This window comes from Halorubrum rubrum (genome assembly GCF_024494685.1).
GTDB lineage: Archaea > Halobacteriota > Halobacteria > Halobacteriales > Haloferacaceae > Halorubrum > Halorubrum rubrum.
Window position 1 is genome coordinate 158,501 of record NZ_JANHDM010000005.1, and the last position, 13,146, is coordinate 171,646.

Here is a 13,146-nt window from a genome sequence, read left to right on the forward strand (position 1 = left end):
GTCGGTTCGGACGGGCGAGAGCGGTCGCCCCGCTATCCGCGGAACGTCAGTCCGTCGCGAAGCTCCCGCGCCCGCGACAACAGCGCGTCGCGGGCGGTCGACTCGGGATCCGCCGTCCCGTCGGTCAGCGTCAGGTGACCCATCTTCCGGAGCGGACGCGCCTCGTCCTTGCCGTACCAGTGGAGGTCGGCGTCGGGCGCGTCGAGGACCGCCTCGACGCCGCGGAGGGTCGCCGGCCGGCTCCCCTCGGTGTCCCCGAGGACGTTCGCGGCCACCGCGGGTGCGACGAGGTCGGTCGGGCCGAGCGGCCAGCCGAGGACGGCGCGAACGTGGTTCTCGAACTGCGAGGTCCGCGTCCCCTCGATCGTCCAGTGGCCGGAGTTGTGCGGGCGCGGCGCGATCTCGTTGACGAGCACGTCGCCCGCGCGGGTCTCGAACAGCTCGATCCCGTAGACGCCGCGGCCGTCGAGGAACTCGAGGACGTCCTCGGCGACCGCCTCGGCGCGGGCGATAACGTCGTCGTCCGCGCGGGCGGGGGCGACGCTCTCGCGGAGGATCTCCTCCCGGTGGACCGTCTCCGTCACGGGATACGTCCGGGTCACGCCGTCGGCTCCCTTCAGTCCCATCACGGCGATCTCGCGCTCGAAGTCGACGAACCGCTCGGCCATCGCGTCGCCGCCGACCGCCGCGAGCGCGTCGGCCGCCTCCTCGGGCTCGCGGACCGGGACGTTCCCGCGGCCGTCGTAGCCGCCGCGACGGGCCTTGAGCATGACGCCGTCGAACTCCTCGACGACGCGCTCGAGCCCCTCGGCGGTCGCGACCGCGGCGAACTCCGGCACGGGGATCCCGGCGTCCGCGAGCGCCTCCGTCTGGACCAGCTTGTCCTGGATCGTCTCGAGGGTCTCCGGATCCGGCTGGACGGGCACGTCGTGTTCCGCGCCCGCCGCCGCCAGCACGTCGGGGTCGGCGAGTTCGATCTCGAAGGTGAGCGCGTCGACGCGCGCGGCGAGTTCGCGGATCCCGTCGGAGTCGTCGAAGTCGGCGACGATCTGGTCGCGGGCGACGCCCGAGGCGGGACACTCCGGCGTGGGGTCCAAGACGACCACGTCGACGCCGAGCGGCGAGGCCGCCTCCGCGAGCATCCGTCCGAGCTGTCCGCCGCCGACGACGCCCAGGGTCGGGCCGGGCAGGGTGATCGACATCTACCCGGAATATCGCACGTCGACGAATAAATATTCCTGAATCCGCCGATCGATGCCCACGTTCGTGGATCCTACTCGGCGACCGTCAGTCGGGGCCGTCGACTCGCGCCTGCTCGCCCGCCAGCATCTCGAGGACCTGCATCACGCCCGAGTTGTCGTCGCGGCCCATGTCGTTCTGGACCATGGACTTGTACAGCTCGTGGGCGAGTTCGGTCTGGGGCATCGGCGAGCCGAACGCCTCGCCGGCGTCCGTCGCGATCCGGAGGTCCTTGTACTGGTACTCGGCGAAGAAGCCCGGATCGAACTCGCCGCGGATCATCGACTCGGCGCGGTTGTCGAGCGTCCAACAGCCCGCCGCGCCGCCGCTGATCGCGTCCACGACCGCCTCGAGGTCCGCGCCGGCGTTGTGCGCGAACACCAGCGCCTCGCTCACCGCGACCATCTGGGCGGAGACGACGATCTGGTTACACGCCTTCGTCGTCTGTCCGGCCCCGCTCGGCCCGCAGTGTGTCACCGTCTCGCCCATGACCTCGAGGGCGTCCACGTGCTCCGCGAGGACGTCCTCGTCGCCGCCGACCATGATCGAGAGGGTGCCCTCGATCGCGCCCGACTCGCCGCCCGAGATCGGCGCGTCGAGCGCGTCCACGCCCTCGTCGGCGAGCCGCTCGGCGACCGCCTCCGCGACCGTCGGCGAGATGGTCGAGTGGTCGACGAGGGTCATCCCGTCGCTCACGCCGTCGATCACCGGGTCGGGCTCGCCGCCCTCGCCGAGCACCACGTCCTCGACCGCGGGCGAATCGGGCAGACAGAGGAAGACGACGTCGCTTCGCTCGGCGACGCCGGCGGGCGACCCGCCGTCCTCGCCGCCGTGTGCCACGAGTTCCTCGACCGGCTCGGCCGAGCGGTTGTGTCCGACGACGTCGTACCCCGCGTCGAGGAGGTTCTTCGCCATCGGCAGGCCCATGATCCCGAGTCCGACGAATCCGGCGGTCGCTGTCGACATACTCCCTGTGTCGGAGAGGAGGGCATAAACCTGATCCCGGCGGTCGCGGTCGCCGGAAGTGTCCATTGCGGTTGCGTCGACCGTTCGCGGCTCGGCCGCCGGTCGCGGCTACACCGAGACGGTCGCGAGGTCGCTCTCCAGCCCCTCGACGAACTCGTTGTACGCCTCGACGAACCCCGCGAACGGCTCGGCGTACTCGCGAACGTCGGCCGCGGAGGGAGCCTCGTACTGCGAGAGGAGGTAGAGCCCGCCGGAGCCGCCGACGCGGAGGTACGACACCGACCCCTCCTCCCACTTGAGCTCCCACCGGTCCCCGCCGACGCGGGCGGTGAACGTCCCGTACTCGTCGCCCTCGTACCGGTACACCTCGCCCGCGATGACGCCGCAGGTCTCGCGGACCGAGTCGAGCACCCGATCGCGCTCGGCGACGACGCCGTCCGTCGAGGCGGGTTCCGGGAACTCCGCTGAGACCCCGTCGAGCACGCCCGACAGCGAGTCGACGTAGGCGTTCCAGGCGGCGACCATGTCCGGATAGTCCTCGAGGGCGGTCGAAAGCCCCGAGGGGTCCGGTGGCTGTTTCGTCGAGACGACGTAGGTGTCCGACCCGCGCTTGGGCGAGAACAACAGGAACTCCAGCTCGCCGGCCTCGTGTTTGACGGTCCACTCGCCGGCGTCGGTCTCCAGCGTCGTTCGGCCGTAGTCGCCGCCCTGGAGCTTCGCGAGCCGGTAGGCGATCCCGCCGGCGTGGTCGCGGACGGCGGCGACCAGCTCGTCGCGCCGGTCGGCTACCGCCTCCGCGTCGCGCACGTCGAGGTCGATGCCGAGCCCGGCGGTCTCGGAAGGGGAACTCACGACCGGAACGGGGCAACGAACGGGGTTAACCGGTTCGGTCGGAGACTACTCGGTCCGGTCCGGGATCGACGCGCGGATCTCGCGGACCCGCTCCGGCTCGTCGATCCCCGACCGCAACACGATCGCGAACACCGCCTCGCCGTCGGGGACCGGGGCGTCCCCGCTCAGGATCGCCCCGGAACCGGTCTCCTCGGCGAGCCACCGCCGCCCCTCCGCGATCGCCTCCCGGTTGAGCCAGGCGGGCGGCCCGCCGACGACGAGCAGGGTTCGGTCGGCGCGACCCTCGGGAACCTCGATCGTGTTCTTCCCGCGGGTCGCCTTCCGGATGGCCGTCTCGACGGCCGACACCGCGGCGCTCGTGTCCACCTTCTCCGGCTCCGAGGAGCCGAACAGCCCGAGCCCGAACCGCGACTCCGCCTTCGGGGGCTCGACCTCCTGGCTCGCATAGCCCAGCGCCGCGATCTCCCCGTCGTCGCCGACCGCGCGGGCGACGTCGCTGGCGTCGAGCACCTGCTGGGGGGTGACGGTACTCTCGTCGGTCTCGCCGGCACCGAACAGCGCCGCGATCCGGTCGGCGACGATCCCGTTCACCCGGTCTCGGGCGTCGGCGATCGTCTCGCCACGGCGCAGCCACGCGTCCGTGTCGAACGGGAGGACGGCGGCCGTCCGCTCCGAGAGCGCCCCCAGCGTCCGGGCCGCGTTGCGCTCCGCGAGGGGTCGTCGCGGGCCTGACCCGTCGTCGGCTTCACCCGGCGGAGACGCGTCCGCCTCCGCGTCCGGATCGCTCTCGGCGGACGTCGGGAGGACGGCGAAAGAGTACACCGGCGCGTCGTAGAGGGTCTCGAGCTCCGCGGCGAGCGCCGGGGCGACCCCGCCGCCGGCCGCGCCGCCGACGCCGACGACGAGGACGAACGCCTCCGCGAGCGACGGGCGCTGGTCGTCGAGCGCGCGACCGAGCTCGCTCGCGTGGACCTCGCCGAGCTCCCGACCGGCGTGGAGGTCGCCGTCGAGCCCGTCGCCGCCCGCGGCGTCCCCGAACCGGTACCGCCGCTCCTCGCCGAGCGCCCCGAGCGAGTCGAGCGCCGCCATGTCCGTGTCGAACGCGGAGACGCCGTGAAGGAAGGGCTCCCCGTCGTGGTCGGCCGCGAGCCGGTCCGCGATCCGGCCGCCCGCGCCGCCGAGGCCGATGACGTGTACGCGCATACCTTGCGGTCGGCGAACGGGGATTTATGACCTTCGGCCGCCCGCGGGGCGGTCGCGGTCGCCGGGGACGCCCGGCCAGTCGTCGTCGTCCCGGCGGGGACCCGACCCGCCGGAGGCCGCGGACGCGTCGCTGCCGGAGACCGTCCACTCGAACTCGTCGAGGCGGCGCTGGCCGTCCGGGAGCCGCTCCGCGGGGTCCTCCGGCTCCACGCCGAGCAGGCGAGGCAGCGCGGTGTCCCCGAACGTCAACACGAGCACCAACACGATCGGCGCGAGAAAGAGGCCGTGGAAGCCGAACACGACCGGGCCGAAGATGTACGCGAGCATCAACAGTCCGACGTGGGTCGTCTTCCCGCTGAAGTACGGCCGCAACACGATGTCCGGGATCGTGTCCACGACGACCACCACCACGACGAGGAACCCGACGACGTACGCCAACAGTCCGGTGTCGTTCCCCATGATCGCCGGAACCGCGGTCGCCGCGGCCAACGGCAGGTAGACGATCTTCATGCCGATGACCGGGATCAGGCTCGCGATGCCCGTGAGCGCCCCCGCCAGCGTCGGGTACGGAACGGCGACGGGCTCGGGGGCGACGACGTTGTAGCCGGTGTACGTCGCGATCGCGATGATCGATATCGCGATGACGTTGAGCAGGTTCCCGTACAACACCGCCTCCAGCTCCGCGTCGGCCGCCTCGAAGTACTCTCGGACGATCGCGTCGTCGTCGAACCGGAGCACCCACTCGTGGAACTTCGAGCCGTCGAGGAGCAGGTAGTAGGTGACCACGACGGTGATGAGCAGGTTTAACAGCAGCCCCGAGACCGTGTTCGTCAACAGCGTGGCGTTGTCGAGGAGGAAGTCGATCAGCGGGTCGAACTGGCCGGACCGATACGCCTCGACGACGTTTCCGAGCGAGAGGTTCGACAGCTCCGTCAGCCGCTGTACCCACTGGTTGCCCGACCCGAGCGTCTCGGCGAGCGGGAACTCCTCGAGGAACCGCCGCGTCTCCACGACCAACAACACCACCGCGGCGCTCAAAAGCAGGATGAGCGGGACGGCGATCACCGAGAGCGCCGTCACCGCCCGGACCCGCGGAGGGAGCCGGAGCCGCTCGAGGTCGTGATAGAACCGGCGGGTGGAGTAGTAGAGGAAGACGGCGACCGTGAGGGCGGCGACGAAGCGGTAGGCGATGTAGCCGGCGATGAGCGCGACCGTGAGACCGAAGAGGGCGACGACGAAACGCTTCTCGTCCATGCGTGGACGTGTTCGACCCGGAACATAAACGATGTGGACGGTTCGAGATCCGCTTCAGTTTCCCGGAGGCTCCGTCGCGAGGCCGTCGGTCGTCCCGTCCGGCCGATCGCCGGTCGCTCCGTCGGGTCGGTCGTTTTTCGCTCCGTCGGGTCGGTCGTTTTTCGCTCCGTCGGGTCGGTCGTCGGCCGTCGATCCGGGGGCCGCTCCTCGCGCGCCCCTGCCGCCGTGTGACGCCAGTCGCTCCTCGACGACGCGGTCCTGTCTGTCCAGCTGCTCGCGGTGGAGGGAGAGGATCATGTCGGCGAGCACGCCGAACACGAGCAGCTGCATCCCGAGGATGATCGCGCCGGTCGCGGCCACCGCGATTATCTCGTGGCCGACCTCGAAGACGATCCAGCGGTAGAGGACGAACGCGGCCATGAGCACCCCGGCGGCGGTCGAGACCGTTCCGACGCTCCCGAAGTAGAAGAGCGGGTTGTTGGTCTTCGCCTTCCGGTACAACTCGAGGAAGATCACGCCGCCGTCGCGGACCGGGTGGAGGTTCGTCGAGGAGCCGTCGGGACGCGGCCGGTAGGTGACGGGGACGACCGCCACGGTCACCCGCTGTTTCACGCACTCGACGGCCATCTCGGTCTCTACGCCGAACCCGTCGGCGGTGAGGTTGAGCCGGCCGAACGACTCGCGGGTGAACGCCCGATACCCCGAGAGGATGTCCCGGTAGTCCTCGCCGTGGATCGCGCGGAACGCCCCGTTGATGATGCGGTTTCCGAGCCGATTCAGCCGCGTCATCGCGCCGGGACGCATGTCGGCGAAGCGGTTCCCGATGACGTGGTCGGCCTCCCCCTCGAAGAGCGGCGTCAACATCGCCTCGGCGTCCGCCGCGTCGTAGGTGTCGTCGGCGTCGGCCATCAGGACGTAGGGCGCGTCGACGTGGTCGCGGACGGCCTCGCGTATCGCCTGACCCTTGCCCTCGGCGGACTGGACGACGACGCGTGCGCCGGCCTCGCGGGCGAGCTCGCGGGTGCCGTCCGTCGACCCGCCGTCGATAACGAGGACCTCCCGGAGTCCCGCCTCCCGGAACGAGGAGACCACGGTGCCGACCGTCTCGGCCTCCTCGAAGGTGGGCAACAGGACGCAGACGTCGTCGAAGTCGCTCATCGTCCGGGCGATGTCGGCCGAGTCGCTAAACTCTGTCCCTCCGATCGCGAACCCCGGACGGGTCCGCGGTCGCAAAACGCGGGGTGACCCATACGCTCATGTATCCCTTGTACATACGTGGTAGCATGCCACAGGCGCTCGAAGAACACACCGAGGAACTGCTCAGCGCGGCCCGGACGGCGACGGGGGACGAGCTCCGGAGCCTCACGTACTTCACCGAGGAGGACGTCGAGCAGCTCTACCTGCGGAGCGATCTGAGCCGGACCGCCGACCTCGTCGGGTTCGCCGAGAGCGAGCGACACGGCTTCCACGCCCAATCGCTGTACGCCAACACGCAGCTCGGCGACTACTTCTTCACCGTCCGGGTGTTCGAGAACGGCTACCTCACCCGCGTCATCGCCAACGACCACGGGGTCTGGGTGACGACCGACTCGATGGAGATCGACCGCTTCGAGGAACTCGCCAGCGCGCTCGCGGAGATCCTGCGCTCGTTCGACCCGGTTTGAGTTTTCCGCTCGTTCGACCCGGTTTGAGTTTTCCGCTCGTTCGACCCGGTTTGAGTTTTCCGCTCGTTCGACCCGGTTTGAGTTTTCCGCTCGTTCGACCCGGTTTGAGTTTTCCGCTCGTTCGACCCGGTTCGATCGGCTTTCGGACGCGACGACTCAAAGCACCGTGAAGAGCCCGCCGACGAACGCGACGGTGACGACGAGCCGGCCGAGGCTCCCGAGGAACGTCGCCACGGCGAACCGGGTGTAGTCGCGCTCGAGGACCGCGAACGCGTAGATGGAGATGGTGTCGGGGAAGAACGGAACCGACAGCGCCATCGCGAGGCCGCCGTAACCGTACCGCTGGGCGATCTCGACCGACCGCTTCTCCGACCACTCCATGACGTTCCACCGCGAACGCCGGAGCCACCGGACGACCGGACCGGACCGTTTGACCTCCTGGCCGATGTGGAACGCGAACAGGCTGCCGACCGCCTTCCCGGTCGCGCTGACGAGCATGATGCTCCCGAGGTGCGCCCACGGCGGAAGCCCGAGGTCGATCGGCGCGACGAGGACGACCTCGCTCGGGCCGGGGAGCGCGAACGCGATCAGAAACGAGTACACGAAGATGACGCCCATGCCGGGCCAGCCCGTCGCCGACTCGACGAGCGACTCGAAGCCCCCAGCGAAAGCCGAGAGTACGCCGTCGACGGCGAGCGGGACGAGCGAGACGAGCGGGACGAGCGGCGTCACGGAGCTCACGTGTCACCCCACGTCCAGCGAGCGTCAAGGACGTATCGGTAGAGCCCGCTGAGGAAGATCGCGACCGCGTTCGCGACGAGGTACATGACCTCCCCCCACTCGACGAGCGCGAAGAGGATGGCGAGCTGGATCGGGATCGCGGTGCCGCGAACCAGGTTGGTCTTGAGCAGCCCCGAGAGGTACCCGATCCAGCCCGTGTTTCGCGAGGCGCGGAAGGTCCAGGCGTTGTTGAGGACGTACGAGAACACGATCGTGATCTCGATGGCGATCGTCGCACCGAGCAGGTAGTTCATCCCAGCCACGTCGACGAACAGCCACAGGAGCACCATCTGGATCGCCGACGCGACGAGCCCGACCGTGACGAAGCGCCGGAGCTGGACGGCGAGCGGCCCGTAGACGAGGCCGCGAAGGAACGACCGAACCATCTATCGGTATCCCAGCGCCTCCAGACGAGCGTTGAGGTCCTCGTCCACGGATCCCTCTCCGTCGTCGCCGTCCCCCCCGCGCCCGCCGGCGCGAACCGACTCGGCGTGCGCCTCGGCGATGGGGGCGAACCGGCCGATGACCGTCCGGTCGTCCTCGGTCGGATCCGCCGAGCGATCGGTCGCTTGAAGCGGATCCGAGGGGCGATGGTACAGCTCCGTCGTCCCGGCGTCGACGTTCTCGATGTAGGTCCACTCGCGGTCGCGGACGCTCACGTACAGCTCCCCGTCCTCGAGCGACCGGGGGATCGGCTGTGCGGTCACCTCCTCGTCGCGGACGGTGACCGAGACCACGGGCTCGTCGGGCGGTTCCTCGCCGTCGATCACGGTCGGCGCGAGACTCGCCCCCTCCCACTCCGCCGGCGCGTCGACGCCGAGCAGGTCGGTCACGGTCGGCGGGATGGCGTCGAGGGCGATCTGTCCGTCGACCCGTCCTCCCGGCGATCCGGGGACGTCGACGACGAACGGGACCCGGATCAGCTCGTCGTAGAGCTTCGGGTAGTGCGCGAGGTGGCCGTGCTCCTGGAACTCCTCGCCGTGGTCGCCCGCGAGGACGACCGCGGTGTCGTCGTCGATCCCTGCCGCCGAGAGCGCCTCGAGGACCCGACCGACGCTGGCGTCGACCTGGCGGACGGCCGCCTGATACAGCGTGCGGAGCTCCTCGAGGGTCCGGTCGTCGACGTCCAACCCGAGCCCCGTGCGGGTGTGTGCGTGGAGCATCCGGTGGGTCCCGAGCCAGTTCGAGGACACCTCGCGGATGTACCTGGGTGCCGGGACGTACGGTGTGTGCGCGTCCATGTAGTGGATCCAGAGGAAGAAGGGTGCGTCGGTCTCCTCGATGAAGGCCGTCGCGGCGTGTTCCACGTCGAACATCCGGGACGTGTCGAGGAACGGTCGGTCGTCGGTCTCGCCGCGGATCAACGACCCCACACGTCTGAGCGGCGACGCCGCGAGCTGGATCCACGCCTCGACGGTCGGGTGGGTGGCGAGGTACCGGCTGTAGATGCTCGACCCGACGCTGGCGACGAACGGCTCGAACTCGTCGAAGCCGTCGTCGTACCCCCAGTGGGAGGTGAGAAAGCCGTTGGCGGCGTTGAATCCGGCGGTCGACACGTCGGCGTCCGAGAGCGTCCCCGCGAGCGTCGAGGTCCCCTCGACGCCGATGTCGCCGGTTCCGGTGAACACGTCCTTCGATGCCAGGATAGACGGGAACGAGAAGGGCGTCCAGTTGCCCGTCGCGAAGGCGTGACCGAAGACGGTCCCCCGATCGGCGAGCGAGTCGATGACCGGCGTGTGTCGCGTCTCGTCGTACGCCCCGACCGCGTCCGCCCGGAGCGAGTCGACCGTGACGAGGACGACGTTCGAGACGTCGGCGTCACCCACGGGTCGATGACACCCCGGTCGATGACACCCCGGTCGAGGTTCCGGTCGAGAACGCGGTCACGATGGCTGTATTATGGTCAGTTCCGGCTTTTACCCTTTCGGTACCGCGGGCGACTCGGCGAGACGATCGGGGGCGACGAGCGTCGGACGGGAGAACGGGAGCCGAGCGGTCGCCACCTCCTCTCGGCTCGTCCGGCGGGACAGCGACGCCCGCGGACTCGCCGACGCGCCGCGGAGCGACCTCCCGGATCCGGGGAGCCATCGGGCGTTCGCGCGTCCGTCGACGGCGGGTTTTTGTTCCCGACCGACGGACGTCGGGTATGCCCGATCTCCACCCGATCGCGAAGCGGATCCACAACGTCCAGCCCGACCCGATCCGCCTCGAGCTCGACTCCGGCGAGAGCGGCGTCTTCGCGTTCTCCTCGACGGAGTTCTTCCAGCGGGAGTTCCGCGGCGAGGGCGTCCGGACCGACGCGGACGCCGACGCCGCCTTCCGGCTCGTCACCTCCGAGGACCACGACCGGGTCCTCCTCGGCCGGTCCGGTCCCGACGAGGACGGCTGGTCGATGCTCGGCGCGGTCGTCGCCGCGGAACGCGCCGGCGATGGGGAGAACGTCGACGACGGGGACGGAGATGGGGGAAGCGCCGACGACGGGGACGCGGAGCCGGACGGCTCGGCGTAGCTCACCGCACGACCGTCACCGGCACCTGCGCGCGGCGAACGACGCCTTCGGCGACGCTGCCGAGGACGACCCGCGAGAGCCCGGTCCGTCCGCGGCTCGCGAGCACGACGTGATCGAAGGGTTGGACGTCCTCGTCGCTCTCCTCGCTCTCGTCACTCGCCTTCTCGCCCTCGGCGACGTCGAGGATCGTCGTGGTGGGCCGACCGACCTCCATCCGCGTCTCGACTTCCCGATCGACGGCCTCGGTCGCGTCCGCGAGGATCCGCTCACCCCGCGTTCTCGCGCTGTCGTACCACTGGTCGACCGCGCCGGGGAACCCGCCGTCGACGCCCGTCGTCGAGTCGGCCGGATTGATCACGTGAAGCGCCGTCAGATCGGCGTCCGGCCACTCCTCGGCCGCGAACCGGAGCGCCTCGGCCGCCTCCTCCGAGCCGTCGATCGCCACCAGGATCCGTTTGGTCATGTTCGACGGTTCTCACGGTCGGGTCAAAAGCGCGTCGGCGGTTCTTCGGGGGCGGAAACGCGCCCCGCGTCCCCGGTTCGCGCTCCGCTCGCGCCCCGCGTCCCCGCTCGATCCCGGTTCGCGCCCCGCTCACTCTCCGTGGCGAGTCACGCACGTCGACAGCCCGATCAGCTCGACGGGCTCGGAGTTGTCGGGAGAGTAGACCACCATCTGCCCCTTCTCCATGTACGGCACCTTCCCCGCGAGGTTCGAGGGGATGTTCACGCTCTGGATCGCGTCCTCGTCGCCGAGGTTCAACACGATCTTGGTGTTCACCTGCTTGAACACCGACTCGGCCACGTCCTGGGGGTCCTGCGTGATGAGGAAGAGCCCGAGCCGCTCCTTGCGGCCCTGCTTTGCCGCCTCGGTGAACGTGTCGACCACCTTCCGCGCCTGGACGTTGTCGGCGTCCGCGAGGAAGTTGTGCGCCTCGTCCATCCCGATCAGAAGCGGCGTCTCCTTCACCCGGTCGCTCCGCGGGTCGTTCGAGAGCTTGTCACCGACGAGCATCGCCGACACCGCGAGCACGACGATCTCCTTCTGTCTCGAGGTCGGCAGGTGGTAGGTCGGCACGACGCTGAGCCCGCCGGGGCGGACGAGGGTGTGATCGAGGTCGGTGATCGGTCTCGCGTCGCCGTCGAAGACGCCGCCGGGGACGCCCCGGACCCGACGCATGACCGCCTCGAACGTCTTCTCGTGGATCCGTCCGGACTCGTCGAGTTCCTCCTTGAGCGCGGGGTCGTCGAGGTACGAGAGGAACTCGCGGTAGGTTCCGGAGTCGCCGTAGTCGGAGAAGAATCGGTTCAGCAGGGTCAAAAGCGCCGGGTACTGGTTCTCGTTGAGCCCGGAGCCGGCGACGAGCCACGGCATGTCGTACTCGTTCACCATCGAGAACGGGATCGTGAACTCCACCCGCTCGGCGCGGTGGCCCTCGCCGGGGTACGTCGCGTTCGGGACGCTCGGCACCAGCGCGACCGTGTCGTCGTGGCCGCCGTGGGCGATTCCCTCGCGCTCGAACCGCCGGGCGGTCTCGGGGTCCATCGCGGGGTTGTCGTCGTGCATCTGGGCGTACTCGTCCTGCGGGTCGAACTGGACCACGGCCATCCGCGCCTCCCGGCCGTCGTCCATCGGGTACCTCCGGTCGGGATCGAGGTACTGCCGGAGCACGTTCTTCGAGGCGTGGGTCTTTCCCGACCCGGTCCCGCCGGCGACGAGCGTGTGTCTGAACGCGAGCGGATCGCCGTCGGCGTAGTCGTCCGTGATCCGGTAGTCGACCGTCGGGGGCTCGGCCGCGGTCCTGACCTTCTCGCCGCCGACGGAGAGGTGGCCGAGGAAGACGCCCTCCTCGGGGATCTTCAGCCCGGTCTTGATCTCCGCGTCGTCCGCGGCCTCCTCGACGACCGCACCCGGCTTCGGAACCCGGTCCGTCATCCGTCGGCTCAAGCCGTCGGCGTCGTCGTAGACGACCGACATCGGCTCGAGTTCGGCCATGAACTTGTAGTCGCGCTCGGCGAAGCCGTCGCGGCGCATCTGCCGGCGGGCGTGTATCTCGGTGGCGTCGTCCGACTGGAACTCCTGGGCGTACTCCAAGGCCGTGATCCGCGAGAAGAGCCGCTCGCCGTCGGGGTACGGCACGAGGAGGTACTTCCCCAGCCGCACCGAGTCGCGGTTGCCGGTCGTGACGAACGCCTTGAGCGCCGTGTCGTCGTCCTCCTCGGAGACGCGGAGTCCCTGCGAGACCGAGACGACCCCGAGGCCGGCGTCGCTGCCGGCGGGGTCGACGTCGTAGGCTGCGAAGTCGCCGCTCGCGGCGTCCTCGGTGCCTCCGGCGTCGGGGGCGACCCCGGCGGCGGTGTCCCCGGCGTCGGGGGCGTCCGCGACGTCCGAGGTACCGGCCGCCGACCCCCCGCCGGATCCGGCGCCGTCCCCTCGGTCTGCCTCCGTCGCGTCGGCGTCGCGTCCGTCGGATCCCGTCGCGTCGCCGCCGTCGTCGGTGTACTCGGTGAAGTCCTCGAGGGTCATGTCCGAGTCACCGTCGCCCACGCCGAAAGCGTTTCCCCCGCGCGTCGACCGCGTGCCCGAGCGGCCGCGGTCGCGGTGAGCGATGTTCGAGGAGTGACGAATGTTCGAGGCGTGACGAACTGCGGCCACGGACGGCTTTTACCGGTGGGGCCCCT

12 protein-coding genes and 1 pseudogene are annotated in these 13,146 nt (G+C 70.0%); 2 read left to right on the forward strand and 11 right to left on the reverse strand.

The features are described 5' to 3' along the window. Positions 1-32: 32 nt before the first annotated feature. From purK to aglJ, 6 genes are all read right to left on the reverse strand, one after another. On the reverse strand, positions 33-1,202 hold the full coding sequence (gene purK, locus NO889_RS07530; RefSeq protein ID WP_256411676.1) for a 5-(carboxyamino)imidazole ribonucleotide synthase: 1,170 nt from the start codon (positions 1,200-1,202) through the stop codon (positions 33-35). Between the two features lie 85 nt (positions 1,203-1,287). Next, positions 1,288-2,205: an NAD(P)-dependent oxidoreductase gene (locus tag NO889_RS07535; RefSeq protein WP_256411677.1), complete on the reverse strand. Its 918-nt coding sequence runs from the start codon at positions 2,203-2,205 to the stop codon at positions 1,288-1,290. Between the two features lie 108 nt (positions 2,206-2,313). Next, complete coding sequence (locus NO889_RS07540; protein ID WP_256411678.1) at positions 2,314-3,057, reverse strand: profilin-fold protein; 744 nt, start codon at positions 3,055-3,057, stop codon at positions 2,314-2,316. Between the two features lie 45 nt (positions 3,058-3,102). Beyond that, the gene (locus NO889_RS07545) at positions 3,103-4,260 is read right to left on the reverse strand and encodes an FtsZ/tubulin family protein (RefSeq protein WP_256411679.1); all 1,158 of its coding nucleotides are present in this window, start codon (positions 4,258-4,260) and stop codon (positions 3,103-3,105) included. 24 nt (positions 4,261-4,284) lie between these two features. Further along, a complete protein-coding gene (locus NO889_RS07550) occupies positions 4,285-5,514 on the reverse strand; it encodes an AI-2E family transporter (RefSeq protein WP_256411680.1) in 1,230 nt (409 codons plus the stop codon). A gap of 54 nt (positions 5,515-5,568) precedes the next feature. Then, positions 5,569-6,672, reverse strand: a complete 1,104-nt coding sequence (gene aglJ, locus NO889_RS07555) for an S-layer glycoprotein N-glycosyltransferase AglJ (RefSeq protein WP_256411681.1) — start codon at positions 6,670-6,672, stop codon at positions 5,569-5,571. Between the two features lie 125 nt (positions 6,673-6,797). Here aglJ and NO889_RS07560 point away from each other — a divergent pair, with 125 nt between their 5' ends. After that, complete coding sequence (locus NO889_RS07560) at positions 6,798-7,178, forward strand: DUF7522 family protein (RefSeq protein ID WP_256411682.1); 381 nt, start codon at positions 6,798-6,800, stop codon at positions 7,176-7,178. A 156-nt stretch (positions 7,179-7,334) separates the two neighbouring features. On the opposite strand, the gene NO889_RS07565 is transcribed toward NO889_RS07560, so the two are convergent. From NO889_RS07565 to NO889_RS07575, 3 genes are read right to left on the reverse strand one after another with little or no spacing between them, the layout of a single operon-like run. Beyond that, positions 7,335-7,910, reverse strand: coding sequence for a YqaA family protein (locus NO889_RS07565; protein WP_379787512.1), 576 nt, complete (start codon positions 7,908-7,910; stop codon positions 7,335-7,337). Between the two features lie 5 nt (positions 7,911-7,915). Then, positions 7,916-8,344 carry a GtrA family protein gene (locus NO889_RS07570; protein WP_256411684.1) on the reverse strand — a complete coding sequence of 143 codons (429 nt, stop codon included), beginning with the start codon at positions 8,342-8,344 and terminating at the stop codon, positions 7,916-7,918. Then, the gene (locus tag NO889_RS07575; protein ID WP_256411685.1) at positions 8,345-9,784 is read right to left on the reverse strand and encodes a sulfatase; all 1,440 of its coding nucleotides are present in this window, start codon (positions 9,782-9,784) and stop codon (positions 8,345-8,347) included. 320 nt (positions 9,785-10,104) lie between these two features. On the opposite strand from NO889_RS07575, the pseudogene NO889_RS07580 reads away from it, so the two are divergent. Beyond that, positions 10,105-10,383, forward strand: a pseudogene (locus tag NO889_RS07580) (DUF8072 family protein); the annotation flags it as partial. An 85-nt stretch (positions 10,384-10,468) separates the two neighbouring features. Here NO889_RS07580 and NO889_RS07585 read toward each other — a convergent pair. Together NO889_RS07585 and NO889_RS07590 are read right to left on the reverse strand one after the other, a co-directional pair. Beyond that, a complete protein-coding gene (locus tag NO889_RS07585) occupies positions 10,469-10,930 on the reverse strand; it encodes a universal stress protein (protein ID WP_256411686.1) in 462 nt (153 codons plus the stop codon). Positions 10,931-11,059: 129 nt separating this feature from the next. Next, positions 11,060-12,991, reverse strand: a complete 1,932-nt coding sequence (locus NO889_RS07590; protein ID WP_256411687.1) for an ATP-binding protein — start codon at positions 12,989-12,991, stop codon at positions 11,060-11,062. Positions 12,992-13,146: the final 155 nt, after the last annotated feature.

Bases quoted from the DNA above. Each gene is read 5' to 3' on its own strand.
- NO889_RS07560 (WP_256411682.1), top strand. From the start codon at position 6,798: ATGCCACAGGCGCTCGAAGAACACACCGAGGAACTGCTCAGCGCGGCC.
- NO889_RS07545 (WP_256411679.1), bottom strand. From the start codon at position 4,260: ATGCGCGTACACGTCATCGGCCTCGGCGGCGCGGGCGGCCGGATCGCG.
- aglJ (WP_256411681.1), bottom strand. From the start codon at position 6,672: ATGAGCGACTTCGACGACGTCTGCGTCCTGTTGCCCACCTTCGAGGAG.
- NO889_RS07535 (WP_256411677.1), bottom strand. From the start codon at position 2,205: ATGTCGACAGCGACCGCCGGATTCGTCGGACTCGGGATCATGGGCCTG.
- NO889_RS07550 (WP_256411680.1), bottom strand. From the start codon at position 5,514: ATGGACGAGAAGCGTTTCGTCGTCGCCCTCTTCGGTCTCACGGTCGCG.
- purK (WP_256411676.1), bottom strand. From the start codon at position 1,202: ATGTCGATCACCCTGCCCGGCCCGACCCTGGGCGTCGTCGGCGGCGGA.
- NO889_RS07570 (WP_256411684.1), bottom strand. From the start codon at position 8,344: ATGGTTCGGTCGTTCCTTCGCGGCCTCGTCTACGGGCCGCTCGCCGTC.
- NO889_RS07590 (WP_256411687.1), bottom strand. From the start codon at position 12,991: ATGACCCTCGAGGACTTCACCGAGTACACCGACGACGGCGGCGACGCG.
- NO889_RS07585 (WP_256411686.1), bottom strand. From the start codon at position 10,930: ATGACCAAACGGATCCTGGTGGCGATCGACGGCTCGGAGGAGGCGGCC.